General features: G+C 54.8%; 21 protein-coding genes and 1 CRISPR repeat array. Of the genes, 8 read left to right on the top strand and 13 right to left on the bottom strand.

Translation table 11 applies throughout. The features are described from left to right. The first annotated feature begins 21 nt into the window (after positions 1-21). Complete coding sequence (gene speD / locus EPG66_RS19885; protein ID WP_010253978.1) at positions 22-831, top strand: adenosylmethionine decarboxylase; 810 nt, start codon at positions 22-24, stop codon at positions 829-831. Between the two features lie 246 nt (positions 832-1077). Here the strand turns inward: speD and EPG66_RS19880 are convergent, their stop codons facing one another. The 3 genes from EPG66_RS19880 to dtnK are packed head-to-tail and all read right to left on the bottom strand — an operon-like array spanning position 1078 to position 4081. Next, positions 1078-1842: a DeoR/GlpR family DNA-binding transcription regulator gene (locus tag EPG66_RS19880; RefSeq protein ID WP_033756597.1), complete on the bottom strand. Its 765-nt coding sequence runs from the start codon at positions 1840-1842 to the stop codon at positions 1078-1080. Positions 1843-1848: 6 nt separating this feature from the next. Further along, entirely contained in the window at positions 1849-2829 is a 981-nt protein-coding gene (locus tag EPG66_RS19875) for a D-threonate 4-phosphate dehydrogenase (protein WP_022625433.1), read from the bottom strand. Then, positions 2822-4081, bottom strand: a complete 1260-nt coding sequence (dtnK, locus tag EPG66_RS19870; protein WP_182687906.1) for a D-threonate kinase — start codon at positions 4079-4081, stop codon at positions 2822-2824. The genes EPG66_RS19875 and dtnK overlap by 8 nt, the downstream gene beginning before the upstream one ends. A 187-nt stretch (positions 4082-4268) precedes the next feature. On the opposite strand from dtnK, the gene EPG66_RS19865 reads away from it, so the two are divergent. From EPG66_RS19865 to EPG66_RS19845, 5 genes are all read left to right on the top strand, one after another. Then, a complete protein-coding gene (locus EPG66_RS19865; RefSeq protein ID WP_115757992.1) occupies positions 4269-5417 on the top strand; it encodes an iron-containing alcohol dehydrogenase in 1149 nt (382 codons plus the stop codon). An 11-nt stretch (positions 5418-5428) separates the two neighbouring features. Further along, positions 5429-6313, top strand: coding sequence for a dihydrodipicolinate synthase family protein (locus tag EPG66_RS19860; RefSeq protein WP_064703405.1), 885 nt, complete (start codon positions 5429-5431; stop codon positions 6311-6313). Positions 6314-6392: 79 nt separating this feature from the next. Continuing rightward, positions 6393-7808, top strand: coding sequence for a sodium:solute symporter family protein (locus tag EPG66_RS19855; RefSeq protein ID WP_031292876.1), 1416 nt, complete (start codon positions 6393-6395; stop codon positions 7806-7808). Position 7809: 1 nt separating this feature from the next. Next, positions 7810-9006 (top strand): sialidase family protein, encoded by a 1197-nt coding sequence (locus tag EPG66_RS19850; protein WP_115757991.1) that lies wholly within the window; start codon positions 7810-7812, stop codon positions 9004-9006. Positions 9007-9014: 8 nt separating this feature from the next. After that, positions 9015-9686 (top strand): SDR family NAD(P)-dependent oxidoreductase, encoded by a 672-nt coding sequence (locus tag EPG66_RS19845; protein WP_031593571.1) that lies wholly within the window; start codon positions 9015-9017, stop codon positions 9684-9686. 61 nt (positions 9687-9747) lie between these two features. Here EPG66_RS19845 and yacL read toward each other — a convergent pair whose 3' ends face one another. The 4 genes from yacL to EPG66_RS19825 all read right to left on the bottom strand — a co-directional run bounded on the left by yacL (position 9748) and on the right by EPG66_RS19825 (position 14792). Then, on the bottom strand, positions 9748-10125 hold the full coding sequence (yacL, locus tag EPG66_RS19840; protein WP_010253973.1) for a protein YacL: 378 nt from the start codon (positions 10123-10125) through the stop codon (positions 9748-9750). A 190-nt stretch (positions 10126-10315) separates the two neighbouring features. Continuing rightward, on the bottom strand, positions 10316-12913 hold the full coding sequence (gene acnB / locus EPG66_RS19835) for a bifunctional aconitate hydratase 2/2-methylisocitrate dehydratase (protein ID WP_115064838.1): 2598 nt from the start codon (positions 12911-12913) through the stop codon (positions 10316-10318). A gap of 425 nt (positions 12914-13338) precedes the next feature. Further along, complete coding sequence (locus EPG66_RS19830; protein ID WP_064703404.1) at positions 13339-14196, bottom strand: MBL fold metallo-hydrolase; 858 nt, start codon at positions 14194-14196, stop codon at positions 13339-13341. An 86-nt stretch (positions 14197-14282) separates the two neighbouring features. Continuing rightward, positions 14283-14792 (bottom strand): phenolic acid decarboxylase, encoded by a 510-nt coding sequence (locus EPG66_RS19825; RefSeq protein ID WP_039391324.1) that lies wholly within the window; start codon positions 14790-14792, stop codon positions 14283-14285. 105 nt (positions 14793-14897) lie between these two features. Here EPG66_RS19825 and EPG66_RS19820 point away from each other — a divergent pair, with 105 nt between their 5' ends. Further along, the gene (locus EPG66_RS19820; RefSeq protein WP_031593562.1) at positions 14898-15797 is read left to right on the top strand and encodes a LysR family transcriptional regulator; all 900 of its coding nucleotides are present in this window, start codon (positions 14898-14900) and stop codon (positions 15795-15797) included. 130 nt (positions 15798-15927) lie between these two features. Next, positions 15928-16201: direct repeats of the CRISPR family, unit length 29 nt; unit sequence CGGTTTATCCCCGCTGGCGCGGGGAACAC. Positions 16202-16506: 305 nt separating this feature from the next. On the opposite strand, the gene EPG66_RS19815 is transcribed toward EPG66_RS19820, so the two are convergent. From EPG66_RS19815 to pdhR, 6 genes are all read right to left on the bottom strand, one after another. Beyond that, positions 16507-16932, bottom strand: coding sequence for a type II toxin-antitoxin system HicB family antitoxin (locus tag EPG66_RS19815; RefSeq protein ID WP_083070549.1), 426 nt, complete (start codon positions 16930-16932; stop codon positions 16507-16509). A gap of 26 nt (positions 16933-16958) precedes the next feature. Then, positions 16959-17138: a type II toxin-antitoxin system HicA family toxin gene (locus EPG66_RS19810; RefSeq protein WP_083070550.1), complete on the bottom strand. Its 180-nt coding sequence runs from the start codon at positions 17136-17138 to the stop codon at positions 16959-16961. A gap of 182 nt (positions 17139-17320) precedes the next feature. Next, entirely contained in the window at positions 17321-18745 is a 1425-nt protein-coding gene (gene lpdA / locus EPG66_RS19805; protein ID WP_182687927.1) for a dihydrolipoyl dehydrogenase, read from the bottom strand. A 160-nt stretch (positions 18746-18905) separates the two neighbouring features. Then, a complete protein-coding gene (gene aceF / locus EPG66_RS19800; protein WP_039386527.1) occupies positions 18906-20807 on the bottom strand; it encodes a pyruvate dehydrogenase complex dihydrolipoyllysine-residue acetyltransferase in 1902 nt (633 codons plus the stop codon). A gap of 14 nt (positions 20808-20821) precedes the next feature. Then, on the bottom strand, positions 20822-23488 hold the full coding sequence (gene aceE / locus EPG66_RS19795; protein WP_010253944.1) for a pyruvate dehydrogenase (acetyl-transferring), homodimeric type: 2667 nt from the start codon (positions 23486-23488) through the stop codon (positions 20822-20824). A 103-nt stretch (positions 23489-23591) separates the two neighbouring features. Beyond that, positions 23592-24356 carry a pyruvate dehydrogenase complex transcriptional repressor PdhR gene (gene pdhR, locus EPG66_RS19790; RefSeq protein WP_010253942.1) on the bottom strand — a complete coding sequence of 255 codons (765 nt, stop codon included), beginning with the start codon at positions 24354-24356 and terminating at the stop codon, positions 23592-23594. Positions 24357-24871: 515 nt separating this feature from the next. Between pdhR and aroP the strand changes: the two genes are divergently transcribed. Next, positions 24872-26227 carry an aromatic amino acid transporter AroP gene (gene aroP / locus EPG66_RS19785; RefSeq protein WP_010253939.1) on the top strand — a complete coding sequence of 452 codons (1356 nt, stop codon included), beginning with the start codon at positions 24872-24874 and terminating at the stop codon, positions 26225-26227. The last annotated feature ends 136 nt before the right edge of the window (positions 26228-26363 follow it).

Genomic DNA, 26363 nt, shown 5'->3' with positions numbered 1-26363 from the left:
TTTCTAAGGGGGTGAACGAAATTGCAAAAGCTAAAACTACATGGCTTCAACAACCTGACGAAAAGCCTGAGTTTTTGTATTTACGATATTTGCTATGCGAATACTGAAGCTGAACGCGATGGTTACATCGCCTACATTGACGAACAATATAACGCTAACCGTCTGACGGAAATCCTGACCGAGACCTGCTCCATTATCGGGGCTAACGTGCTCAACATTGCGCGCCAGGATTATGAGCCGCAGGGGGCCAGCGTCACGATTCTGGTCAGCGAAGAGCCGATCGATCCGAAAGATATCGATAACTCAGAGCACCCCGGTCCGCTGCCCAACTCGGTGGTGGCTCATCTCGATAAAAGTCATATCTGCGTGCACACCTACCCGGAGAGCCATCCGGCAGGCGGCCTGTGCACCTTCCGTGCGGACATTGAAGTCTCAACCTGTGGCGTCATTTCGCCACTGAAAGCGCTGAACTATCTGATCCACCAGCTGGAGTCAGATATTGTCACCGTCGATTACCGGGTGCGCGGTTTTACCCGTGACGTGAAAGGGATGAAGCACTTCATCGATCACGAGATCAATTCGATTCAGAACTTCATGTCTGAAGATATGAAAGCGATGTATGACATGGTGGATGTGAATGTCTATCAGGAAAACATCTTCCATACCAAGATGTTGCTGAAAGAGTTCGACCTTAAACACTACCTGTTTAATACCCGCCCGGAAGATCTCACTCCGCAGGAGCACAAGCGCATTACCGATCTGCTCTGGAAAGAGATGCGCGAGATCTACTACGGCAGAAATATCCCCTCAGTGGGCCTGAAGACCCTCTGATTATCAGGCGCGCAGCGTTATAGCCCATAACCTGCGCGTCTGCCCTCCTTGTTCCCCCTGCTTTTTCATCACGGCAACCGCCGGAATGAGGTTTGAGCGGGTTTCGGTGGACGCCCCCGCGATTACGTGCGAAGAGAATGATACCTACGCGCGATAAGGGCACGCGTTAACGGCGAGAGTTAAAGATAAACGCGCGGTGCTGTTCTCGTCCTGCTGATCAGGTCAGAGCAACACGGCGCGTTCTGTTCAGGCGGAGGTCAGCGCCAGCGTAATCCCGCGCTCGCGCAGCGTGCGGCAGACAGCCTCATCTAACCGGCTGTCGGTCACCACATCGGTCAGGTCATCCACCGGAGAAGCGCAGAATAGCGACCAGGAGCCATATTTACTGCTGTCCGCCAGCAAGACCCGACGAGCCGCATTGGCCAGAAGATCGTGTTTCAGCCCCGCTTTCTCCTCCGTCGGCGTGGTAATGCCGCGCTCAAGGCTCCAGGAGTTACAGCTGACAAAGGCGATATCGGGATTGATGCTGCGCAGCAGCCGCCGTCCATGTTCGCCCACACAGGACTGACTGGAGTCGTCGATACGTCCGCCAATAATCGTCACTTCGATCTGCTTAAACTCAGACAAAAACAGTGCAATGTGCAGATCGGCAGTGATCACCCGCAGCGGCAGATGCGTGAGCTGCCGCGCCAGCTCCAGCATGGTAGTGCCCGCATCCAGCACCACCGCATCGCCCGCCCGGACAAAGCTGGCGGCACATTCTGCAATCGCCTGCTTCTCGGCCAGGTTACGCTGCATCTTCTCCAGCGTGGTCGGCTGGGCAGGAATAAAACGATTCAGGGTAACGCCGCCATGACTGCGGCTGATCACGCCCTCTTTATCCAGCTTAATCAAATCACGGCGAATCGTGGCGGGTGAGGCGGAAATCGCACTGACCAGTTGCTCAACAGTCACCAGATTATGGCTTTTCAGGTAATCCATAATCTGGTCAAGACGGCTCTGTCCCTTCATATATCCCTATGCGAGCTGCATCGCGAGTTTAATAGAGATCGCCATGCTGTCAGACTTCGCTTTACCTGTCCAGGCGATATCAAATGCGGTGCCATGGTCAGCAGAGGTGCGGATAAACGGCAGGCCTGCGGTGATGTTGACACCATCATAGAAGCCCAGCAGTTTAAGCGGAATATGCCCCTGATCGTGGTACATCGCGACCACCATGTCATACCGTCCATCCTGGCACTGCAGGAACACCGTGTCCGGCGGACAAGGCCCGTAGACATCAATCCCCTGCGCTTTCATCGCCTCAATAGCGGGTGCCACGGTAGTGATCTCCTCATCGCCAAACAGGCCGTTCTCACCAGCGTGCGGATTAACGCCCGCCACGGCGATACGCGGGGCGCTGTAACCGACACGACGCAGGAAAGTGTCCGCCATACCAATCACGGTTTTGATGCGCGTCTGGTTCAGCGTATCGAGGAACTTACGCAGCGCAATGTGGGTCGTGACATGAATCACTTTCAGCTTATCGGTGTAGAGGACCATGGCGTAATCTTTGGTCCCGGTAAGATGCGCCAGCAGTTCGGTGTGACCAGGATAGAGATGGCCCGCCGCATGCAGCGCCTCTTTGTTCAGCGGCGCGGTGGCAATGGCATGCACGTCGCCCGCCAGTGCCAGCTCTGTAGCACGCTTCACGCAACGCCATGCCAGATCTCCCGCCTCTTTCTGCACCACGCCAGGTTTCAGCGCGTCGGGATCGGCCAGGGGCTCATCGATTACGTTGATGATGCCGGGCGCAAACCGCGCATCCTGCACCCGGTCCAGCACCCGCAGCTCGGCCTGTGGCGTAATGTTCATCGCCATAATGCGGCGCAGCGTACTGGCACAGCCTATCACCACCGCAGGAATGCCATTCAGCTCACCTTCAGAGAGTGACTTAATGATGATTTCCGGGCTGATGCCCGCCGGATCGCCCATGGTGATCGCAATAATTTTACTCACTCGACTTCTCCTCAATAAAACCAATGGCTGCTACCAGGGTATTTTCATCACCAAAGCCACCCGCTTTGGTCATTACCGGCAGAGTAAATTCACTGTTAAGCAGAACCCCGTGCGGCACACAGCCCGCCACCAGACCCTGAATTTTAAAGCCGCTGGCCCCCAGTGCCTGGGCAACGGCAATCGCCACGTCGCCTCCCGACAGATAGAGCGCATGCGGCAGCTGTGTCCGGCACAGGCTGTGGGTCATTTCGCCCAGCAACTGACTGATCGCTTCACCCAGCTGCTGGCGGGTCACGCTGTGCTGCTGGCTGAGATGCCCGATGTCGTGACGCTGGGATTCATGCTGGCAGGTGCGGATCACCGTATGGCGACCGGCACGCAGTGCGGTTTCAGCCTGTTCGATCCAGCGATCCCGGTCGGGCCAGGCGGGCTGCTGAAACAGCTGACGGATATCGACATCCACTATCTCAACTGCCCGCTGTTTAAGCAGCGTGGCGATCTGCTGCTGCGCGCTGCTGCTCATCGATCCCACTACCGCCAGCACGGGCCGCGACGGGCGAACAGAGAGCGCTGCGCCCAGCGCATCGCTTAATCCGGCGGCGCCCACCAGCAGCGGCTTCTCTGCCAGCCGCGCCGCAGCGGTTATCAGTCGCGCCAGATCGGCTTCATTTTCGGCATCCACCACCACGACGCCGTGCACCGCCGCTAACACCGCATCAAGCCGATCGCTGCGCAGCGTCGGGAGATCGATCTCCGTGCCGTCGATCTGCATCTGATCGAGTACGCGGGGGCTGAGGATCGGGGTTTTCGGATCGCTGGCAAATTCGGTGTCTGTCAGTAAGCGCTGATTGACCCACACTTTACCCTCGCGTGTGGTGCGGCCCAGTCGTGGCAAGGCTGGCGCAACCAGCGCCAGCCTTTTGCCGCTGGCGTGCAGCGCAGCCGTGGTTTCAGCACCGACGTTGCCGCGCAGCGTGGAGTCGATCTTTTTAAACAGCCAGCCCTGCTGAAGCTGTGCGGCGAAGTGCTGCACCACCTGAGCGACGCGCTCTGCGGCCTGGCTGGCGCTGACTGCCCGGCTGTCGGTGCTGATGACCAGCACATCCGCAGCGTCGTCTGGCAACGGTGCCTCAGTGCCAAACAGCACATGTACGCGGGCGCCAGCCTGTGCCAGTCCGCTACCCGCATCGTTGGCACCGGTAAAGTCATCGGCGATGACCAGCACCGGGGTTTTCCATAATGATGAGCCCATCCTCACTCCTGTCAGGCGATTGCCGCTGCATTTGATTATATTCAATCATGATTGATTATATGTGAGCAAGTTCAAATTAATCGAAATCGATATGCCTTATAAAATTAGCCACTGAGAGTGACTGACTTCGCATTGCGCTGAGCAAGATTAATCATCTGCTCAGACAGGACAGAAATAAGGGTATGAAATGAACATTAACAGCACGGTGATTAGCGGTTATCAGGCGTTAAACGACATGCGCTATCTGCTGAAGGGGATATCGACAGCAGTCGTGGTCACTGACCGGAACATTGAGGCGATTCCGGCAGTGCAGGCGCTGATGGGTCAACTTCGGGATCAGGTTCCGGGTATCAGCGTGGTCAACAGCGTCCCGCCTGAACCAAGCCAGCATGATGTGGCAGCGATTATCGCGACGCTCTCCCGGCCCCAGGTCGATATAGTGATTGGCATCGGCGGCGGCAGCGTGCTGGATGTGGCGAAGCTGCTCTCAGTGCTGTGCATCGACGCCGCGCCTTCGCTGGACGCCCTGCTGGCAGGTGAAAAACCGCAGCGCCGTACCCGTTCAATACTAATCCCCACCACCGCAGGCACGGGTTCTGAAGCGACGCCCAATGCGATCCTGGCGATCCCGGAGAAAGAGACCAAAGTCGGCATTATTTCACCGGTGATGCTGCCCGATGTGGTGGCCCTGGTGCCGGAACTGACCACCAGCATGCCGGCCCACATCGCCTCTTCAACCGGTATTGACGCCCTCTGCCATCTGATTGAGTGCTTTACCGCCAATGTCGCCAACCCGGTCAGCGACAACTATGCGCTGACTGGGATGAAGAAACTGTTCGCTAATCTCGAAACCACCCTGCGCGAGCCAGAAAATTTGCAGGCACGCCTGGAGATGCTCTGGGCCTCTTATTATGGCGGTGCATCGATTGCCCATGCCGGGACACATCTGGTGCATGCCCTCTCTTACCCGCTCGGCGGCAGATATCATCTGCCACACGGCGTCGCCAACGCCATCCTGCTGGCTCCCTGCATGCGCTTTGTCCGTCCGGCGGCGGTGAGCAAATTCGCTCAGGCCTATGATCTGCTGCCCGACGCCGACGTCCGTTTAAGCGATGAAGAGAAATCACACGCGCTGGTCGACTACTTCACCGCGCTGGTAGCGCGGCTGCAGCTGCCTGCCAGCCTGGAAGCCCTGGGCATCAGCCCGGATCACCTGCCCTGGTTAGTGGAAGCCGCGCTCGACGTCCAGCGTCTGATGAACAACGTGCCGATGGCGGTCACCGCCGACGATGTGCGCGCCGTCTACCTGACGCTTTTCCCTTCCTGCCAGGCGTAATGAGGATTGTCATGAATAAGAAAATAAACGGCGTACTGACCGCCATCGTCACCACTTTTGACCGGGAAGGTGCCTTTGATCCGGAGAGGCAGCGCGAACAGGTCAGACGCCAGATCAACGCCGGTAACGGCATCTTCTGCGGCGGTACCAACGGCGAATTCTTTGTGCTGAACGAGCAGGAGAAGATCGCGGTTACCACCACCTGCGTCGATGAAGTTAACGGCCGGATGCCGGTGGTGGCGCACATCGGAGAGATTTCGACCCGTGAAACTATCCGGCTAGGCAAACAGATTGCCAATCTTGGCGTAGATGCCGTCTCCGCGATCACGCCGTGGTTTGTTCCGCTTAAACAGCAGGAGCTGATCGACCACTATCAGCGCGTGGCTGACGCGCTTACGGTGCCGCTATTCCTCTATAACATCCCGGCGCGTACTGGCAATACCTTGCAGCCAGAGACCGTTCGTACGCTGGCCGCGCACCCGAACATCATCGGCATTAAAGATTCAGCAGGCAGCTATGAAAGTCTGAGCGGCTTTCTGCAGGCCACCGCCGACTGTCAGGACTTTGATGTGCTGAACGGCCCGGACTCGCTGATCCACCAGGGTTTCGTGGATGGCTGCTCCGCCTCAATTTCCGGGCTGGCAAACGTGGCGCCAGAGGCGATTAACGCCATCTGGGCGCGCTTCCATGCGGGCGATATTACCGGTTCGCATCAGGCACAGGAGAACGTCACCGGCCTGCGCACCGCGCTTTACAGCATCGGTTTCTCACCGGCCGCCGTGAAAAAAGCGGTCAGCCTGCAGGGCTTTGAGGTGGGTGAAAGCCGCTATGCGGTGCAGTTCAGCGCCGAAGAGCAGCAGCAGATCCGTCAAATCGTGAACCACTACCTGCGATAACGTCCATCACCTTTGCACCCTACCGGTCAGATGAGAACGAACCTGATGGTCGCCATCTGCCAGAACAATCGAGGTCATGATGAAAGCATTTTCAACTGAGAGCACCTTACTGATCGTCGGCATGGTGGTCGCCTATATCCTGTTCACCACCTGGCTCACTTGGCGGCTGCGCAGTAAAACCAGCGGCGACTTTATGGAAGGCTCGCGCGCCATGCCTGCTTTTATCGTCGGCATTATGCTGATGTCTGAATATATCGGGGCAAAATCCACCATCGGCACCGCGCAGGCGGCGTTTGAAGATGGCTTCGCCGCCTCATGGTCGGTGATTGGTGCGGCTATTGGTTTCCCGCTGTTTGGCCTGATTCTGGTTAAGCGCATCTACAACACCGGAAAGATCACTATCTCCGGTGCTATCGCCGAGAAATATGGCAGCTCGACCAAGAATATTATCTCGCTGATCATGATCTATGCGCTGTTGCTGGTGAACGTCGGTAACTACATCAGCGGCGCGGCGGCAATCTCCACCGTGCTGAAGATCGACCTGACCCAGGCTGCCTTTATCACTGCGGTGGTCAGCACCTTCTACTTTGCGTTTGGCGGCATGAAAGGCGTGGCCTGGGTCACGCTGCTGCACAGCGCCATCAAGTATATGGGGATCCTGATTATCCTCTATGTGGCGCTGAAGATGACCGGGGGCGTCGCCCCAATGATGGAGAAAATGCCGGCGTTCTACTGGACATGGGATGGTCACGTCGGTGCCAGTACGATTGTGGCCTGGCTGATCGGGACTGTAGGTTCGATCTTCTGTACCCAGTTTGTGATCCAGGCGATCTCCTCCACCAAAGATGTGAAGTCAGCGAAGCGCGCTACCTGGGTCGCCTTCTTCTTCTGCCTGCCGATTGGTCTGGCGATGGCGCTGATTGGCGTGGCAGCGAAGTTTGCTCACCCGGATATCAAGAGCCTCTATGCGCTGCCGGTATTTCTGCAGGATATGTCACCGTGGCTGGCGGGCATTGTCACCACCTCGCTGGTGGCCTCGATTTTCGTCAGCGTCGGTACCGTGGCGCTGGCCATCGCCTCGCTGGTGGTGAAAGACTTTTACGTGCCTTATCGTAATCCTACGCCAGAGCGCGAATTTAAAATGACGCGCTGGATCTCGATTGGCATCGGCTTCTTCCCGCTGCTGTTTGTTCTGTTCTTCCCGGAAGTGCTGAAGCTCTCGTTCTTTACCCGTGCGATTCGCCTGTCCATTACCGTTGTGGCGATCATGGCGTTCTACCTGCCGTGGTTTAAGAGCACACGCGGCGCCAATGCCGGTCTGATTGGCGCCTGCGTTGTCACCTCCGTCTGGTTCCTGATGGGTAACCCGTTTGGTATCGACAATATGTACGTGGCGCTGATCACCCCGGCAATTATTATGGTGATTGACCGCTGTATCCCGTCACGCCAGTCTCAGCCTCAATCGCAACACAATGCACAAAACAGTGGAGCCTAATATGACTCAGGAAACCGTCACCGCAGAACGCACCGGCCTGCTTGCGCCTCACCCGCAGGATAGCGCACAGCAGGTTGCGATGCTGCCCTCCTCCTGCCCGCAAAACCACGCGGCTAACCTGCTGCCGCTGCCCGATGGCGATCTGCTTTGCGTCTGGTTTGGCGGCACGCAGGAAGGGATTGCCGATATCTCTGTCTGGTGTTCACGGCTGCGAAAAGGCAGCGATCGCTGGAGTGAAGCCCAAAAACTCTCTGACGATCCGGGCCGTTCAGAACAGAATCCGGTGCTGTTTCTCGATCCCGACCAGGTGCTGTGGCTGCTGTGGACGGCGCAGAAATCGGGCAATCAGGACACCGCGATAGTTCGCTATCGCCAGTCTCACGATCTGGGCCAGAGCTGGGGGGAGATCAAAACGCTGCTGGATAAGCCCGGCACCTTTATTCGCCAGCCGATTGTGGTGCTGCCCAACGGTAACTGGTTGCTGCCGGTGTTTTACTGCCTGACGCAGCCCGGCGAAAAGTGGGTCGGCAGCTATGACGTGAGCGCGGTAAAAATCTCAGAAGATAAAGGCCAGAGCTGGCGTGACGTCAGCGTGCCTGACAGCACCGGCTGCGTTCATATGAACGTTACCCTGCTGGATGATGGCTCGCTGCTGGCGCTCTACCGCAGTCGCTGGGCCGACCACATTTACCAGAGCCGTTCATTTGATCAGGGTGAAAGCTGGAGCGCGCCACAGCCGATGTCGCTGCCCAACAATAACTCCTCAATTCAGGTCACAACGCTGCGCAATGGTCATCTGGCGTTGGTGTTCAATGCTATGAGCGCCGAAGGTGCCAGCGAACGCCGGTTGTCGCTATATGACGAAATTGAAGATGATGAAGAGGAAAGTGATGTTGCCGTCGCCGCTGAGCCGGTGGTGCACAGCGGCCGCACCGCTTTCTGGGGTGCGCCTCGTGCGCCGATGACGCTGGCTATCTCAACGGATGGCGGTAAAAGCTGGCCGCTGCAGCGCAATCTGGATGAGGGCGATGGCTACTGCATGACCAATAACTCCCAGCAGAAATTAAACCGTGAGTTCTCCTATCCCAGCATTAAACAGGGCCTGGATGGCGAACTGCATATCGCCTACACCTGGTATCGTCAGGCGATTAAATATGTACGGGTTGAGGAGTCATGGGTGCAGGGAGGTGATGAGTGATTGAACGGATGGCGCTGGTGACCGGGGCCAGCTCCGGCATCGGTCAGGCGGTTGTGGATCGCCTGCTAAATGAAGGCTGGCATGTGACCGGCCTGAGCCGCTCGGCGATAAGCCGGGCAGAAGCGGGCTGGCAGAGCCATCAGATCGATATCAGCGACAGCGCGGCACTGCAGGCTTTGCTGGACGCGCTGCCGGTGCCGCAGGCGGTGATCCATGCAGCCGGTATGATGCAGGCGGCACCGCTTGGAGAGCTGGATCTGAGCGCCAGCGCACGTCTGTGGCAACTGCATGTTGCCGCCGCAGAACAGCTGGCGAATCATTTTGCACCGCGGATGCGTGCGGGCGGCAGAATTGTGCTGCTGGGCAGTCGTACGTCAGGCGGCGCGGCAGGCCGCAGTCAGTATGTCGCCACCAAATCGGCGATGATCGGTATGGTGCGCAGCTGGGCAGCGGAACTCGCTCCGCGCGGCATTACTGCCAATATTGTGGCGCCAGGCGCCACCGAAACACCGATGCTGCAACAGCCGGGCCGGGCCAGTTCACCGCCCCGTCTGCCACCCATTGGCCGCTATATTCAGCCGCAGGAAGTGGCCGGACTGGTCGATTTCCTGCTCTCCCCTGCGGCGGCGGCGATCACCGGCCAGCAGCTGGTCATGTGCGGCGGTGCATCGCTGAGTTAGTTAACAGGCCGGGCTGCTGATGTCGTCCGGCCTTATAACCGTAAGGGATTGCCTTACTGTCTTACCGTACGGGTTTGCCGTACTGGTTCATAAACTGGCGATAAGCGGCGATCACCAGCTGAAAATCTTCAATGCCGCAGAACGAGAGGCTCTCTTCGTCGTAGTAGTTCATCCCCTCTTCCATACCGTCATCTTCCAGAGCCAGCAGGTTGGCGCGGATCATCACTTCCTCTTCATCCAGCAGAATGGTGTACTCGCTGCCGATCCGTTGCCACTGACGTACGCTGCCTTTGACATCTTCAATGGCGGCTTCAACTTCATCCAGCAATCCCGGATCGTTTTTGACCTCTTCGTTGAACCAGTGGCCGACCGCTTCATGATCCATCGACATGCGAACCTTAATCTGTCCGGTCACATCGCGTAAAAATTCATATTCCATCGCCCGTTCCTCTCAACGTCGTCGCCTCACCTGATAAGTGTCCGTGCTGCTCTCGCTGCAAAGTGTGACACGTCGCGCATTATTACAGGCTGTCTGCCGAAAGCCAGCTTTTGATCGTCACTCTCCCCCATGCTGAGACGAAAAAAAGGGGCGAATCATCGCCCCTTATTCATGCCTGCAAGGTGAAGAATCAGACCGCGGTCTGGAAAATCACGCCATCAGCTTTGTCGGTGTACTGCGTCAGCTGGTCGAAGTTGAGATAGCGATACGTGTCGCTGGCCGTTTTATCGACCTGCGCCATGAATTGCTGATACTCATCCGGCGTTGGCAGTTTGCCAAGCAGAGACGCGACTGCAGCCAGCTCCGCTGACGCCAGGTAGACATTAGCGCCGTTACCCAGACGGTTCGGGAAGTTACGGGTTGAGGTAGAGACCACCGTCGAACCATCTGCAACACGTGCCTGGTTACCCATGCAGAGTGAACAGCCTGGGATCTCAATACGCGCCCCGCTCTTACCGAATACACTGTAGTAGCCTTCTTCGGTCAGCTGCGCCGCATCCATCTTGGTTGGCGGTGCCACCCACAGACGGGTTGGCAGCTGGCCTTTGTGGCTATCCAGCAGTTTACCGGCTGCACGGAAGTGACCAATGTTGGTCATGCATGAGCCGATAAACACTTCGTCGATCTTCTCACCCTGAACGTCAGAGAGCAGACGTGCATCGTCCGGATCGTTTGGCGCACAGAGGATTGGCTCTTTGATTTCAGCCAGATCGATTTCGATCACCGCGGCATATTCAGCATCGGCATCCGGCTCAAGCAACTGAGGATCGGCCAGCCATTTCTCCATACCTTCAATGCGACGCTCCAGCGTACGACGATCGCCGTAGCCTTCTGCGATCATCCACTTCAGCAGCACAATGTTGGAGCTGAGGTATTCGATAATCGGCGCTTTATCCAGCTTGATGGTACAGCCCGCAGCGGAACGTTCTGCTGACGCATCGGACAGCTCAAACGCCTGCTCGACTTTCAGATCCGGCAGACCTTCAATCTCCAGGATGCGACCAGAGAAGATGTTTTTCTTACCTTTCTTCTCAACGGTCAGCAGCCCCTGTTTGATGGCATACAGCGGAATGGCGTGAACCAGATCGCGCAGGGTAATGCCCGGCTCCATCTTACCTTTGAAGCGCACCAGAACCGATTCCGGCATGTCGAGCGGCATAACGCCGGTCGCGGCGGCAAACGCCACCAGGCCTGAACCCGCCGGGAAAGAGATGCCGATAGGGAAACGGGTGTGCGAGTCACCACCGGTACCAACGGTATCCGGCAGCAGCATACGGTTCAGCCAGCTGTGGATGATGCCGTCACCCGGACGCAGTGACACACCACCGCGGTTCATGATGAAGTCTGGCAGCGTATGGTGCGTGCTCACATCCACCGGCTTAGGATACGCGGCGGTGTGACAGAACGACTGCATCACCAGATCGGTAGAGAAGCCCAGGCAAGCCAGATCTTTCAGCTCGTCACGGGTCATCGGGCCGGTGGTATCCTGCGAGCCAACCGAGGTCATCTTAGGTTCGCAATAGGCACCCGGACGAACGCCGGTAACGCCACAGGCGCGGCCAACCATTTTCTGCGCCAGTGAGAAACCACGGGTGCTCTCCGCGACATCTTTCGCCTGACGGAATACGGTGCTGTGCGGCAGACCCAGCGACTCGCGCGCTTTAGTAGTCAGACCGCGACCGATGATCAGCGGAATACGGCCACCGGCGCGCACTTCGTCAATCACTACTTCGGTTTTGAGTTCGAAGCTGGCCAGCAGCTCATTGGTTTCATGGTTGCGGACTTCGCCTTTGAATGGATAGATGTCGATCACATCGCCCATGTTCAGGTTGTTTACGTCCACTTCAATGGGCAGTGCGCCCGCATCTTCCATGGTGTTGAAGAAGATGGGTGCAATTTTGCTGCCCAGCACCACGCCGCCGCCTTTTTTATTTGGCACGTTCGGGATGTCGTCGCCCATAAACCACAGCACCGAGTTGGTGGCGGATTTACGTGAAGAACCGGTTCCGACAACATCACCGACATACGCCAGCGGGAAACCTTTGGTCTTCAGAGCTTCGATCTGTTTGATCGGACCGATATTGCCCGCTTCATCAGGCTCAATGCCTTCACGGGCATTTTTCAGCATCGCCAGGGCGTGCAGAGGAATGTCTGGACGTGACCAGGCATCCTGGGCCGGAGAGAGATCGTCGGTGTTGGTTTCGCCAGTGACTTTAAACACGGTAACCGTGATCTTCTCTGCCAGTTCAGGCCGTGACAGATACCATTCTGCATCTGCCCAGGATTGCATCACCTGCTTCGCGTATTCATTACCCGCTTTCGCTTTCTCTTCGACATCATAGAAGTTGTCGAACATCAGCAGCGTGTGTGAAAGGGCTTTAGCGGCAATAGGAGCCAGTTTGCTATCGTCCAGTGCCTCAATCAGCGGATGAATATTGTAACCGCCCTGCATGGTGCCAAGCAGTTCAACCGCTTTTTCAGAAGATATCAGAGGAGAGGTTGCTTCGCCTTTAGCGACAGCCGCCAGGAAACCAGCTTTGACATACGCCGCTTCATCGACGCCAGGTGGGACGCGGTTGACCAATAAATCGATCAAAAATTCTTCTTCACCCGCAGGTGGATTTTTTAGCAGTTCAACCAGCGCGGCCATTTGGGAAGCCTCTAAAGGCTTAGGTACAATTCCCTGGGCAGCACGCTCGGCAACGTGCTTACGGTATTCTTCTAGCACGACGTTATCCTCGCTCTCATTATGTAGGGCTTTCCGACCACCTTGCTCACTTATGGAGAACAATCTTCCCTTTCTCGTCCAGGTTGAGGTGCCCGGTTTCGCGGAGGGCAGAATAGCAGTATTTCGTCTGTTTGTTAATCTGTTTACAAAAATACAACATAATCCACTACGGCCATTCTGCCCGCTTAACTCCCCGCATCAGCCAGCTGAGTCGGCTGAATGGGTCTCTCTGCAGCGTACCGCATTCCGCACAAATGGCTGCAGGTTTACGTCAGCTTTGCCGTGACTTTAGCGAAGTGATTCAGTGAAATAGATAACTGACAGGAATAGAAGCCGGCGCGCATCGGGTTTATAGCGGAGGTGAGCTCAGGAGGATAACAACACCAGGCCGGAAATCAGCCTGGTCTGTTTTGCGCTTAAGAGGATTACAGCGTCGTTTTCATTTCCCGCAGGGATTCCGGCCAGTCACCCGGCCAGACGTAGTGATCTTTCAGAATCCGGGCGCTGTAGTCGAGACAGATTTTCACTGGCAGGTTGGGATAAATTCGCTCCATCTCCTGCACCAGCTCTTCGCTGTTATTGACCTTATGCAGCGTCTTAATGAAATCTTTGATATAGGTGCGGGTAAAGCCAATTGCCGACGGGCTAAGGCTTGGCGTGGTTCGCGAGTGCCCGGGAATCAGCACTTTCGGCTCCAGCGCTTCGAGCGTATCCAGACTTTCCATCCATTTCGCCATACGCTCCGGCGTACGCATATCGGCAATCCAGACGTGTGCGTCAGCGAAGACCACATCTGAGGCAATCAGCGTTTTGGTCGAGGGGATCCAGAGCGGTGTGACCCGGATACAATCGCCGCTGAGATCGCTCAGAATTTTAATCTGCTGCCCTTCCAGCCAGATTGTATCCTCTTCCAGTTCAGTAATCGGAAAGGTGGTGCGGGCACCATTCTCTTTTAATACCTGTTTACCCCAGTAATCAATTTTGAAGTCGAAGGCATCATTAACGTCTTCGGCGACCTGCTTATAAGAGAAAATTTCGGCATCCGGAAAGACGGATTTAATCACTTCAAGACCCAGAAAATGATCGGGGTGCAGATGCGTAATAAAAATGCGTTTCAGGTCGAGACCAGTTTCGATAATTTCAGCGACTAACCGATGCGCATTCGCCAGCGTAAACTGGGCATCAACTAACATCGCCTCTTTCTCGCCCATGATGAGGGTGGAACTGACACCGAAACCGTCGTGCTGGTCACTACTGATAAAAACCTTCGTCGATAAATCCATTTTTCGTCCTCGCAAGTTACACGTCAGAAGCTACAAGACAGAAACTGCTATTCAGAAGAGGTCGTCATGACCTCTTCTGTGCATGCTTAATTTTTCAGATTGTCCGGAAAATTGGCGGGCAGCTGGTCTGGCGGACAGTCGATCACGCTTTCGTTATTTTCACCCACATCGCGGATTACGGTCAGCGTCGCGAACTCATCAATCACTTCGGTTGGATAAGCCGGGCCCGCTTCGCGGAATTTTGCCATCTCTTCCAGATGATCATTCTGGAAGCAGACGGTTTTCTCCGGATTATTCATTACCCAGCGCGGGAAGAAGATGGTGCCGTGGAAAATTTTATCAGCCAGATTAACGGCCAGGCTGACATCGGTACCGGTTGGTTCAGTCCAGGAAACTTTATAGACATCCTGCGCCAGACGAACGACATAGACATGCTGATTTTTAACCCAGCGATTACCGACCATACCGCTGTGAATGCGATAGTCGATGGTGCTGGCGTTTTTAATGTAGAGCTCGTAATTCCAGCCGTTGTCATAGGTGTAAACCAGATGTTTGCCGACGATGCCAGACAGGTCATGTTTATCGAAAGTGCTCATAGTTAATTCCTCATTTGTTTTCCTTGAGAAGATTATTGCGCGTTACAAAACCGATTAATAACGCTATTTTTAGCACTAAATCATTTAATTTTTAGATGAGTTATCATGTACAAGACAACACTCGAACAGTGGTATCTGCTTGATGCCGTAGTGAATGAAGGGAGTTTTGCGCTGGCAGCGGAGAAGAACAATCGCAGCCAGTCATCACTGAGTTATCAGCTGAGCCTGTTACAACAGCGACTGGGTTTGACACTGTTACAGCAGGAGGGCCGCCGCGCTGTTCTGAGTGCAGAGGGACATCAGTTGCTCGCGCAGGTGCGTCCGCTGCTGGAGGGATTCGGCGCGCTTGAGGCGCAGGCCAGTGCACTGCAACGCGGCGAACGGTCGCGCATCGATCTGATGGTCGATGCGACGCTGCCCAAACCCTTGCTGTTTGATGTGCTTCAGACCTTTCAGCAACGCTATCCGCATGTCCGCATCTGGTTTAGCGAAATCGTCCGAAGCGAAACGCCTGACAGACTGGCGGAAAATCAGGCTGATCTCTGGCTGGTGGCACAATATGGCGACACGCCGTTAGCAGGCGAAAGCCTGATGAGTGTCGATTTCGTCGCCGTCGCCCATCGCGACCACCCGCTGCATCGTGAATCCGCCCCGCTTAGTGCTGCTACGCTGGCACGCTGGCCCTGCATTACCATTCTGGATCGTCAGCAACAGCAGCAGTCAGAGGTCAATGGCGATCAGGCGGAAAACTGGTCCTTCACGACGCTGTCGGCAGCCATTGAAGCGGTCCAGCATCAGTTAGGTTATGGCTGGCTGCCGGAACAGAATATCGCCGCACTGTTAGAGAGCGGTGAGCTCCGTCCACTGCCGCTGTTACAGGGCCGCCGACGCAGTAGTTCGCTGGTGATGCATATGAACGAAGAGAGACTGCCCGGCAACAGCGCCATTGCTGCACTGGCACAGATGTTTATTGAACGGGTGGCTGCATGGGAGATGCGTGGTTAGATGAAGGTTTAGTCGTGATTTGTGAAGGATACACTGGGCATTGAAAAATAATATCGGCGGGGAACTGCCGGTGTATTCCCCTCTGGCGTGGGGAATACCAACATGTCACAGCAGAACGCCAACACCACGGCGGTTTATCCCCGCTGACGCGGGGAACACACAGATTACGACGCTGCCGAACAATTGAGACTCGGTTTATCCCCGCTGGCGCGGGGAACACGCAAATGTCCTACCTGTCACCTGCTGAAATAGCGGTTTATCCCCGCTGGCGCGGGGAACACACATGGAATCCCTCCAGTGCATCAGTAATGGCCGGTTTATCCCCGCTAGCGCGGGGAACACGCAGTTTCAGCAGCATCGGCTGCTGCTGCCAGGCGGTTTACCCCCGCTAGCGCGGGGAACACTCTTAACATATATAGCTGTAAAATATGATGATTTTACCCTCATAAAAAATCACCACTAAATTCACGTATTTAAAGATCAGTAACTCACTGATTTATAAGAGTCAGGAAGAGAATCAGCCGCAGTCCATCCAGATTCACCGGAATATGCATTCTTACACCGGTTTTATCAATCAGGATAAAGCATCATTAAAGACATTAACCTGACCATACGTGAGAAAGATCATGGCAGCGGCTGAAGGGGTAAAAACTCATAAACTGTGCCTTTTGATTCTTCTGCCACCAATAAATTTAGCTATCGCGCAGACTTACTTTTGAGGCCTGTTAATCGGAGCAGTAATACGCTCAAGCGCTATCTGAGCCAGAAAGCCCGAGCGACTTTTGTATTCCGGGTGTGAAGCCACACAACGATCAATCCGATCAATTAGCGACCTGGGTAAAGTGACATTGATTTTTTCAGAGCCGCCCAGCAAGCGAATGACATCAACATCAACCAATGCCCAGATATAACCCTGATAGTCAGGATTCGTGGCCAGAGCCTCAATGGTGGACACGGCAGGGATCTCATGACCGAGCTCTACACATAATTCGATATGCCCCGTGATAGCCTCTTTGGCGTTTTTGATGGCTTCATCAAGAGTATCTGCGGCAGAGAAACACCCTGGTAAATCGGGAACGATTACGCCGTATGCGTGTTCGTGATCACCCGCTTCAATCGCGATTGGATAAAACATATTCATACCTCTACGGGCAAGCGGGATTAAATTCTCGCTTGTTTCCTGATGCTCTTTACCGTACCGACCGGTAAGTCTTTTTTAGGATGGGGTACTGTAACCAGCCCCGGTTTTGTCGGATGTGTGAAATGGTGATGGCTACCGTTTATCCTTGTCAGAACCCAGCCATCAGCCTTCATTTCGGAAATTAACGTGCTGCTATCCATCCCTGTGTCCTGTCGCGTCCCGATGAAAGTACGATAACTCTAATAACTCTCACAGGCAACGTTTTCAGGGTTATTGGGGTTACCTTTAATGTTAACCCAAATCGATTCTTGCCATACAGCACCAGAATCCAGGCGAAAAAAAAGCCCCCAAAACGGGAGCTTTTTTCTTTAGTAGCAGAAACTTATTTCTTCTTCGCTTTCGCGTTAGGCAGATCGGTGATGCTGCCTTCGAAGATTTCTGCCGCCAGACCGACTGACTCATGCAGGGTCGGGTGAGCGTGGATAGTCAGCGCAATATCTTCCGCATCACAACCCATCTCAATCGCCAGACCGATTTCGCCTAACAGCTCGCCGCCGTTAGTACCGACAATCGCGCCACCAATAATCCGGTGCGTCTCTTTATCGAAAATCAGTTTGGTCATACCATCTGCACAATCAGAAGCGATAGCACGGCCTGAGGCTGCCCACGGGAAGGTGGAGGTCTCGTAGCTGATGCCTTTCTCTTTCGCTTCTTTCTCGGTCAGACCGACCCAGGCAACTTCTGGCTCAGTATAGGCAATTGAAGGGATCACTTTAGGATCGAAGTAGTGCTTCAGACCGGAGATCACTTCTGCCGCTACATGGCCTTCGTGCACGCCTTTGTGCGCCAGCATTGGCTGACCGACGATGTCACCGATAGCATAGATGTGTGGCACGTTGGTACGCATCTGCTTGTCGACGCGAATGAAGCCGCGATCGTCCACTTCCACGCCCGCTTTACCGGCATCCAGACCTTTACCGTTCGGCACACGACCAATCGCAACCAGCACCGCGTCATAACGCTGCGCTTCGCCTGGTGCTTTTTTACCTTCCATTGAAACGTAAATGCCATCGTCTTTTGCTTCAACGGCGGTCACTTTGGTTTCCAGCATCAGGTTAAATTTCTTGCTGATTTTTTTGGTAAAGACTTTCACCACGTCTTTATCTGCAGCCGGGATAACCTGGTCGAACATCTCAACCACATCGATCTCTGAACCCAGCGCATGATAAACCGTCGCCATTTCCAGACCGATGATGCCGCCGCCCATGACCAGCAAGCGCTTCGGCACTTCTTTCAGTTCCAGCGCATCGGTAGAGTCCCAGACGCGTGGATCTTCATGTGGAATGAATGGCAGTTCGATTGGACGTGAACCCGCAGCGATAATGGCATTATCGAAGTTGATGGTGGTCACGCCGCCTTCACCTTCAACCACCAGGGTGTTAGCACCGGTGAATTTGCCGAGGCCGTTAACCACGGTGACTTTACGACCTTTTGCCATTCCTGACAGGCCGCCAGTCAACTGGTTGATAACCTTTTCTTTCCAGCTGCGAATCTTGTTGATATCAGTAGATGGCTGGCCAAACACAATGCCGTGCTCTTCAAGGGCTTTCGCCTCTTCAATCACTTTAGCAACGTGCAGCAGCGCTTTAGATGGGATACAACCGACGTTCAGACAAACACCACCCAGGGTGCTGTAACGCTCTACCAGTACGGTTTCCAGACCTAAATCCGCACAACGGAAGGCTGCAGAGTAACCTGCAGGACCTGCCCCAAGTACTACGACCTGGGTTTTAATCTCTGTACTCATCATGACCTCTTAATTGATATCCGGCGGGTCAGACTTTCTTATAATGCCCTTGTTCCACCGGGACTTTCACCGCAAGAGTTTACAGAATTGTTAACAAACTGCCAACCGCGGCGCGACGAATCGTTACAGGAAGGCCGGCTTCCGCCGGCCTTCTTTACATTTACATAACTAAACGACGAATGTCAGACAACATATTGCCGATGATGGTGATGAATCGCGCACCATCAGCACCGTCGATTACGCGGTGGTCGAAGGAGAGAGAAATCGGCATCATCAGACGCGGAGTAAACTCTTTACCGTTCCACACCGGCTCCATCGCCGATTTAGAGACACCCAGGATAGCCACTTCCGGCGCGTTCACGATCGGCGCAAAGTGCGTGGTGCCCAGGCCGCCCAGGCTGGATATGGTGAAGCATCCGCCCTGCATGTCGCCCGCTGTCAGCTTACCGTCACGCGCTTTCTTCGAAATCGCCATCAGTTCACGAGACAGCTCGGTGATGCCTTTCTTGTTCACGTCTTTAAAGACCGGAACCACCAGGCCATTTGGCGTATCAACCGCCACACCGATGTTGATATATTTTTTCAGCGTCAGTTTCTGCGCATCTTCAGACAGCGAGCTGTTGAAGCGTGGCATCTGCTCAAGCGCCGCCGCGACCGCTTTCATGATGAACACCACCGGGGTGTACTTCACATCCAGCTTACGCTTCTCTGCTTCAGCATTCTGCTGCTTACGGAAAGCTTCCAGATCGGTGATATCGGTTTTGTCGAAATGCGTAACGTGCGGGATCATCACCCAGTTACGGCTCAGGTTCGCGCCAGAAATTTTCTGGATACGACCCAGTTCGACTTCTTCGATTTCGCCAAACTTACTGAAATCAACTTTCGGCCATGGCAGCATGCCAGGCAGACCGCCGCCGCTGGCTGCAGCTGGTGCCGCTTCAGCGCGTTTCACGGCCTCTTTCACGTAAGTCTGCACGTCTTCTTTCAGAATGCGACCTTTACGGCCGGTGCCTTTGACTTTCGCCAGGTTAACACCGAACTCGCGCGCCAGGCGACGGATCACCGGGGTAGCGTGAACGTAAGCGTCGTTCTCTGCGAACTCACCTTTGCTATCCGCTTTAGCTGGAGCGGGTGCCGCGGCTTTAGCTTCAGATTTGGCAGCAGGAGCCGGTGCGGCTTCCTGTTTCGCGGCCGCAGGGGCAGCCGGAGCAGCACCTTCGACTTCGAACACCATGATCAGTGAGCCGGTGCTGACTTTATCGCCGGTCGCTACTTTCAGCTCTTTGACGGTACCTGCAAACGGCGCAGGCACTTCCATAGAGGCTTTGTCGCCTTCAACCACAATCAGTGACTGCTCAGCTTCAACTTTGTCGCCGACTTTGACCAGGATCTCGGTAACTTCAACTTCATCACCGCCGATATCCGGAACGTTAACGTCTTTTGCGCCTGCAGCCGCGGCAGGTGCCGATGCTGCTTCTTCTTTCACTTCTGGCTTCGCGTCAGAGGCCGGTGCTGCGCCTTCTGCTTCAAAGACCATGATGGCTGAACCGGTGCTGACTTTGTCGCCGGTGGAAATAGTGATCTCTTTGACCACACCCGCGAACGGAGCCGGGACTTCCATCGACGCTTTATCGCCTTCCACCACAATCAGTGACTGCTCGGCTTCGACTTTGTCGCCAACCTTAACCAGAATCTCAGTGACTTCAACTTCGTCACCGCCGATATCCGGCACAGCCACTTCTTTGCTGGCTGTGGCCGCAGCAGCGGCTGGCGCTGGCGCCGCGTCCGCTTTTTTCTCTTCGGCGGCGGCAGGTGCTGCTTCCGCAGCGCCTTCAGCATCAAACACCATGATCAGTGAGCCGGTCTCAACTTTGTCACCGGTAGAGATTTTGATCTCTTTCACTACGCCAGCCTGCGGCGACGGCACTTCCATTGAGGCTTTGTCGCCTTCCACGGTGATCAGCGACTGCTCGGCTTCCACCTTGTCGCCAACTTTCACCAGAATCTCGGTGACTTCAACTTCGTCAGACCCGATATCCGGTACCTTAATTTCGATAGCCATTACTCTATTACCTCTTAAGCCAGACGCGGGTTAACTTTATCGGCATCGATATTGAATCGGGTGATCGCGTCGGCCACCACTTTCTTCTCGATCTCGCCGCGTTTAGCCAGCTCACCCAGCGCGGCAACCACCACATAAGATGCATCAACTTCAAAGTGATGACGCAGGTTCTCACGGCTGTCAGAGCGACCAAAGCCATCGGTACCCAGTACGCGATAATCGCTGGCCGGGACATAGCTACGAACCTGCTCAGCGAACAGTTTCATGTAGTCGGTTGAGGCGACAGCAGGTGCGTCGTTCATCACCTGAGCGATGTAAGGTACGCGCGCTTCTTCTGTCGGATGCAGCATGTTCCAGCGCTCACAATCCTGGCCATCGCGTGCCAGTTCAGTGAACGAGGTGACGCTGTAGACATCAGAGCCGATACCGTAATCTTTCGCCAGGATCTGCGCAGCTTCACGCACATGACGCAGGATAGAACCTGAGCCCAGCAGCTGCACTTTGCCTTTGCTGCCGTCTACCGTTTCCAGTTTGTAGATACCCTTACGGATACCCTCTTCTGCACCAGCGGGCATTGCTGGCATATGGTAGTTTTCGTTCAGCGTGGTGATGTAGTAGTAAACGTTCTCCTGCGCTTCGCCATACATACGCACCAGACCGTCATGCATGATGACAGCCACTTCATAGGCGTAAGAAGGATCGTAGGAGATACAGTTCGGGATAGTCAGCGACTGAATGTGGCTGTGACCATCTTCATGCTGCAAACCTTCGCCGTTCAGGGTAGTACGACCTGAGGTGCCGCCGACCAGGAAGCCGCGCGCCTGTTGGTCGCCCGCCAGCCACATCAGATCGCCGATACGCTGGAAGCCGAACATCGAGTAATAGATGTAGAACGGGATCATCGGCAGGTTGTTGGTGCTGTAAGAGGTCGCCGCAGCCAGCCAGGATGAACCTGCGCCCAGCTCGTTAATCCCTTCCTGCAGAATCTGGCCTTTCTCATCTTCTTTATAGTAAGCAACCTGCTCGCGGTCCTGCGGGGTGTACTGCTGACCGTTCGGGCTGTAGATACCAATCTGACGGAACAGACCTTCCATACCAAAGGTACGCGCTTCATCTGCGAGAATCGGAACCAGGCGATCTTTGATCGACTTGTTCTTCAGCATCACGTTCAGGGCACGCACAAAGGCGATGGTGGTTGAGATCTCTTTGTTCTGCTCATCCAGCAGCGCACTGAACTCTTCGAGTGCTGGCATTTCCAGCTTTTCAGTGAACTTCGGCTGACGCGTTGGCAGATAGCCGCCTAACTTCTCACGCTGACCGTGCAGATACGTGTGCTCTTCAGAGCCCTTTTCAAAGGTCACGTACGGCAGGGATTCAATTTTGTCATCTGCGACTGGCACGTTGAAGCGATCACGGATATAGCGCACGCCATCCATGTTCATCTTCTTCACCTGGTGGGCAATGTTTTTGCCTTCCGCGGTGTCGCCCATACCATAACCTTTGATGGTATGCGCCAGGATCAGTACTGGCTTGCCTTTGGTATCCTGCGCTTTTTTCAGTGCCGCGTAGATTTTCTTCGGATCGTGGCCGCCACGGTTCAATGCCCAGATTTCATCATCGGACAGATCTTTAACCAGCGCGGCGGTTTCCGGATATTTACCAAAGAAGTGCTCACGCACATAGGCACCATCACGGGATTTGAAGGTCTGGTAGTCGCCATCGACGGTTTCATTCATCAGCTGAATCAGCTTGCCGCTGGTATCTTTGCGCAGCAGCTCATCCCAGCGACCGCCCCAGATGACCTTAATTACTTCCCAGCCAGCACCGGCAAAGATGCCTTCCAGCTCGTTAATGATCTTGCCATTACCGGTAACCGGGCCATCCAGACGCTGCAGGTTGCAGTTGATGATGAAGACCAGGTTATCCAGTTTTTCACGGGTCGCGATGGTGATCGCGCCTTTAGATTCTGGCTCATCCATCTCACCGTCACCCAGGAAGGCGTAAACGGTTTGAGCAGAGGTATCTTTCAGGCCACGATGTTCCAGATACTTCAGGAACTTCGCCTGATAGATAGCCGATAGCGGACCCAGACCCATTGATACGGTCGGGAACTGCCAGAATTCCGGCATTAATTTCGGGTGCGGATAAGAAGAGAGGCCTTTACCGTCAACTTCCTGACGGAAGTTATTCATCTGGTCTTCGGTCAGGCGGCCTTCAAGGAACGCACGGGCATAGATGCCGGGAGAGATGTGGCCCTGGAAATAGACCAGATCGCCGCCATCCTTCTCACTGCGCGCGCGGAAGAAGTGGTTGAAGCACACTTCATAAATCGTCGCAGAAGACTGGAAGGAGGACATGTGGCCGCCGAGTTCCAGATCTTTCTTCGATGCGCGCAGCACCGACATGATGGCGTTCCAGCGAATTGCGGAACGGATACGACGTTCAAGAGAGGTATTGCCCGGATAATCGGGTTCATCTTCAACGGCAATAGAGTTGATGTAGTTGCTGATTGCAGAAGATCCTGCAGCCACGTTTACGCCGCCTTTGCGGGCTGCACCCAGTACCTGATCAATCAGATACTGTGCACGTTCAACACCTTCTTCACGGATGACCGATTCGATCGCCTGTAGCCAGTCACGAGTTTCAATCGGATCCACGTCATTGTGTAAACGTTCTGACATGGGTGTGTTCCTTATCTGTGTCTAATACGTTGAATAATCGGGAGCCTGTTAAAGCAGATGCAGGCAGGCTCGTCGCACATGTCCGTACGATCTTTGTCGCACGTTATTCCTTACGTTGCTGTAAACGACGCAGGGAGCGTTCTCGACGGCTCTGCTCCCGACTTCTGTCCAGCAAGATTTCCTCTATGAACGCCAGGTGACGGTGTGAAGCCTCGCGCGCTTTTTCTGGCTCACGAGCCACAATCGCCTCAAAGATTCTGGCGCGGTGACCGCTCACTTTTGCCAGCATTTCCCGGCGCGAGTAGAGCAATTCGAAATTCTGGCGAACGTTTTGTTCCAGCATAGGGCCCATTGAGCGTAGCAAATGTAAAAGCACAACATTATGGGCCGCTTCTGTGACAGCGATCTGATACTGCATCACTGCGTCCGCTTCGGCGTCTAAATCGCCGCTGTCCTGCGCCTGCTGGATATTCACATGGCAGTCGCGAATGCGCAGCAGGTCTTCCTCTGTGCCGCGCAGTGCCGCGTAATAGGCGGCGATGCCTTCTAAGGCATGGCGCGTTTCCAGCAGATCAAACTGTGATTCCGGATGGTCGGCGAGAAGCTCAACGAGTGGATCGCTTAAGCTTTGCCAGAGATTCTCCTGCACGAACGTTCCGCCACCCTGTCGGCGCAGCAATAATCCTTTGGCTTCTAAGCGCTGGATCGCTTCGCGGAGAGACGGACGTGAGACATCGAATTGTTTGGCGAGTTCGCGCTCAGGCAGCAGCTTCTCTCCCGGACGCAGGGTCCCTTCCATAATCAGCGATTCGAGCTGTTGCTCGATAGCGTCGGAGAGCTTAGGTTGGCGAATCTTACTGTAAGCCATCATCCCTTCTTATTAAGCCAATCGTCCGGAGTAAATTGGTAATACCAATTGCAAAGAGGTGCCGGTAAAGTAACAAAGTATTCACCTTGTGTCTATATGGTGTCTGCGACATTCACCTGCCCCCAAAGCCTGTGCTGGCGCTAACTTGCGGTTAAAAAAATGAAAAATTCGCGTTACCGCAAATGTTAAATAATTTCACTTTTACCAAACCTTACACCCGCTTAGCGAGTTAGCGCAGCGGCAGGCATAAGTGAAACCTATTCGTCATTAACGGAATTTCATGGCAGAAGTTGCTATGGGCAGACGTGACCAGGACGGCGTTTTTTCAGTCAACTCTCAGCACGAAAGGCGAAAGCAGGTGCAAAGCGATTCGCTTATCACTATTCTTGTCGCCAGGGTAGCAGATGGCACTATTCAGCACGCCAGATACCGTAAAATAATCAATACGTTATTGTAACTACTTCATTACAGCGTCCTGCGCTGCGAACGAAGAATAAAAACATCACGAGGTTTGTATGGAACAACAGCAAGGCGAAGCGCTGAAACGTGGTCTCAAGAACCGCCATATTCAGCTCATCGCGCTGGGTGGTGCAGTGGGAACCGGCCTGTTTCTGGGCAGTGCATCGGTCATTGAATCCGCCGGACCGGCCGTTATTCTGGGCTATGCGATTGCCGGTTTTATTGCCTTTTTAATCATGCGCCAGTTAGGGGAAATGGTCGTGGAAGAGCCGGTCGCCGGCAGCTTCAGCCACTTCGCGTATAAATACTGGGGCAACTTTGCAGGCTTCGCCTCGGGCTGGAACTACTGGGTGCTCTATGTGCTGGTCGCCATGGCGGAACTCACCGCCGTTGGCAAATATGTCCAGTTCTGGTGGCCAGACTTTCCGACCTGGGCTTCGGCTGCCATCTTCTTCGTGATGATTAACGCTATCAACCTGACCAATGTGAAAGTGTTTGGTGAGATGGAGTTCTGGTTCGCCATCGTTAAAGTGGTTGCGGTGATTGGCATGATCCTGTTCGGTGGCTGGTTGCTGTTCAGCGGTCACGCGGGTCCGCAGGCTACCGTGCGCAACCTGTGGGAACAGGGCGGATTTTTCCCGCATGGCATCGGCGGTCTGGTGATGGTCATGGCGATTATCATGTTCTCGTTTGGTGGGCTGGAGCTGGTAGGTATCACCGCCGCTGAAGCGGATAACCCGGAAGTGAGCATTCCAAAAGCGACTAACCAGGTGCTGTGGCGTATTCTGATTTTCTACATTGGTTCGCTGGCGGTGCTGCTGTCACTGATGCCGTGGACGCGTGTCACGTCAGAAGTCAGCCCGTTTGTCTTTATCTTCCACGAACTGGGCGATGCCATGGTGGCGAATGCGCTCAACGTGGTCATCCTGACAGCGGCGCTGTCGGTCTATAACAGCTGCGTTTACTGTAACAGCCGTATGCTGTTTGGTCTGGCACAGCAGGGTAATGCGCCGAAAGCGCTGCTGAAGGTCGATCGTCGTGGTGTGCCGGTGTTAACGATTCTGGTCTCTGCTGTCGCCACTGCACTCTGTGTGCTGATCAACTATCTGATGCCGGGTGAAGCCTTTGGCCTGCTGATGTCGCTGGTCGTCTCTGCACTGGTGATCAACTGGGCAATGATCAGCCTGGCGCACCTTAAGTTCCGTCGTAAGAAAGATCAGCAGGGCGTAACCACCCGCTTTAAAGCGCTGCTCTATCCGGCGGGTAACTGGATTTGCCTGATTTTCCTGGCGGCGATTCTGGTACTGATGGCGACCACGCCGGGCATGGCGATCTCTGTCTGGCTGATTCCGGTCTGGCTGGTGATTCTGGGCGTGGGTTACTTTATCAAGAACCAGACACAGAAAGCCTGATGCTTTACCACGTGCTGCGACCTCCTGCGGGGTTGCAGCACGTTACTCACGCCCTCCTGCTCGTCTCAACTGCCCCGATCCAGTTCACACTTCTCTGCCTGCAACTGTTTTGTCCATCTTCATAACGAATTACTCC

The organism is Pantoea pleuroti, assembly GCF_014156615.1.
Taxonomy (GTDB): Bacteria; Pseudomonadota; Gammaproteobacteria; order Enterobacterales; family Enterobacteriaceae; genus Pantoea; species Pantoea agglomerans.
The sequence above is the reverse complement of the archived record's forward strand: the minus strand, read 5'-3'. Positions and strand labels throughout refer to the sequence as shown.

What these genes read in the sequence shown, in the direction of transcription:
- EPG66_RS19825 (WP_039391324.1), bottom strand. Translation starts at nt 14,792, where the DNA reads ATGAGCACTTTCGATAAACATGACCTGTCTGGCATCGTCGGCAAACAT.
- EPG66_RS19815 (WP_083070549.1), bottom strand. Translation starts at nt 16,932, where the DNA reads ATGTTTTATCCAATCGCGATTGAAGCGGGTGATCACGAACACGCATAC.
- EPG66_RS19810 (WP_083070550.1), bottom strand. Translation starts at nt 17,138, where the DNA reads ATGGATAGCAGCACGTTAATTTCCGAAATGAAGGCTGATGGCTGGGTT.
- EPG66_RS19830 (WP_064703404.1), bottom strand. Translation starts at nt 14,196, where the DNA reads ATGGATTTATCGACGAAGGTTTTTATCAGTAGTGACCAGCACGACGGT.
- EPG66_RS19845 (WP_031593571.1), top strand. Translation starts at nt 9,015, where the DNA reads ATGGCGCTGGTGACCGGGGCCAGCTCCGGCATCGGTCAGGCGGTTGTG.
- lpdA (WP_182687927.1), bottom strand. Translation starts at nt 18,745, where the DNA reads ATGAGTACAGAGATTAAAACCCAGGTCGTAGTACTTGGGGCAGGTCCT.
- pdhR (WP_010253942.1), bottom strand. Translation starts at nt 24,356, where the DNA reads ATGGCTTACAGTAAGATTCGCCAACCTAAGCTCTCCGACGCTATCGAG.
- EPG66_RS19820 (WP_031593562.1), top strand. Translation starts at nt 14,898, where the DNA reads ATGTACAAGACAACACTCGAACAGTGGTATCTGCTTGATGCCGTAGTG.
- EPG66_RS19855 (WP_031292876.1), top strand. Translation starts at nt 6,393, where the DNA reads ATGAAAGCATTTTCAACTGAGAGCACCTTACTGATCGTCGGCATGGTG.
- EPG66_RS19865 (WP_115757992.1), top strand. Translation starts at nt 4,269, where the DNA reads ATGAACATTAACAGCACGGTGATTAGCGGTTATCAGGCGTTAAACGAC.
- aceE (WP_010253944.1), bottom strand. Translation starts at nt 23,488, where the DNA reads ATGTCAGAACGTTTACACAATGACGTGGATCCGATTGAAACTCGTGAC.
- aroP (WP_010253939.1), top strand. Translation starts at nt 24,872, where the DNA reads ATGGAACAACAGCAAGGCGAAGCGCTGAAACGTGGTCTCAAGAACCGC.
- dtnK (WP_182687906.1), bottom strand. Translation starts at nt 4,081, where the DNA reads ATGGGCTCATCATTATGGAAAACCCCGGTGCTGGTCATCGCCGATGAC.
- yacL (WP_010253973.1), bottom strand. Translation starts at nt 10,125, where the DNA reads ATGGAATATGAATTTTTACGCGATGTGACCGGACAGATTAAGGTTCGC.
- EPG66_RS19850 (WP_115757991.1), top strand. Translation starts at nt 7,810, where the DNA reads ATGACTCAGGAAACCGTCACCGCAGAACGCACCGGCCTGCTTGCGCCT.
- EPG66_RS19860 (WP_064703405.1), top strand. Translation starts at nt 5,429, where the DNA reads ATGAATAAGAAAATAAACGGCGTACTGACCGCCATCGTCACCACTTTT.
- aceF (WP_039386527.1), bottom strand. Translation starts at nt 20,807, where the DNA reads ATGGCTATCGAAATTAAGGTACCGGATATCGGGTCTGACGAAGTTGAA.
- EPG66_RS19880 (WP_033756597.1), bottom strand. Translation starts at nt 1,842, where the DNA reads ATGAAGGGACAGAGCCGTCTTGACCAGATTATGGATTACCTGAAAAGC.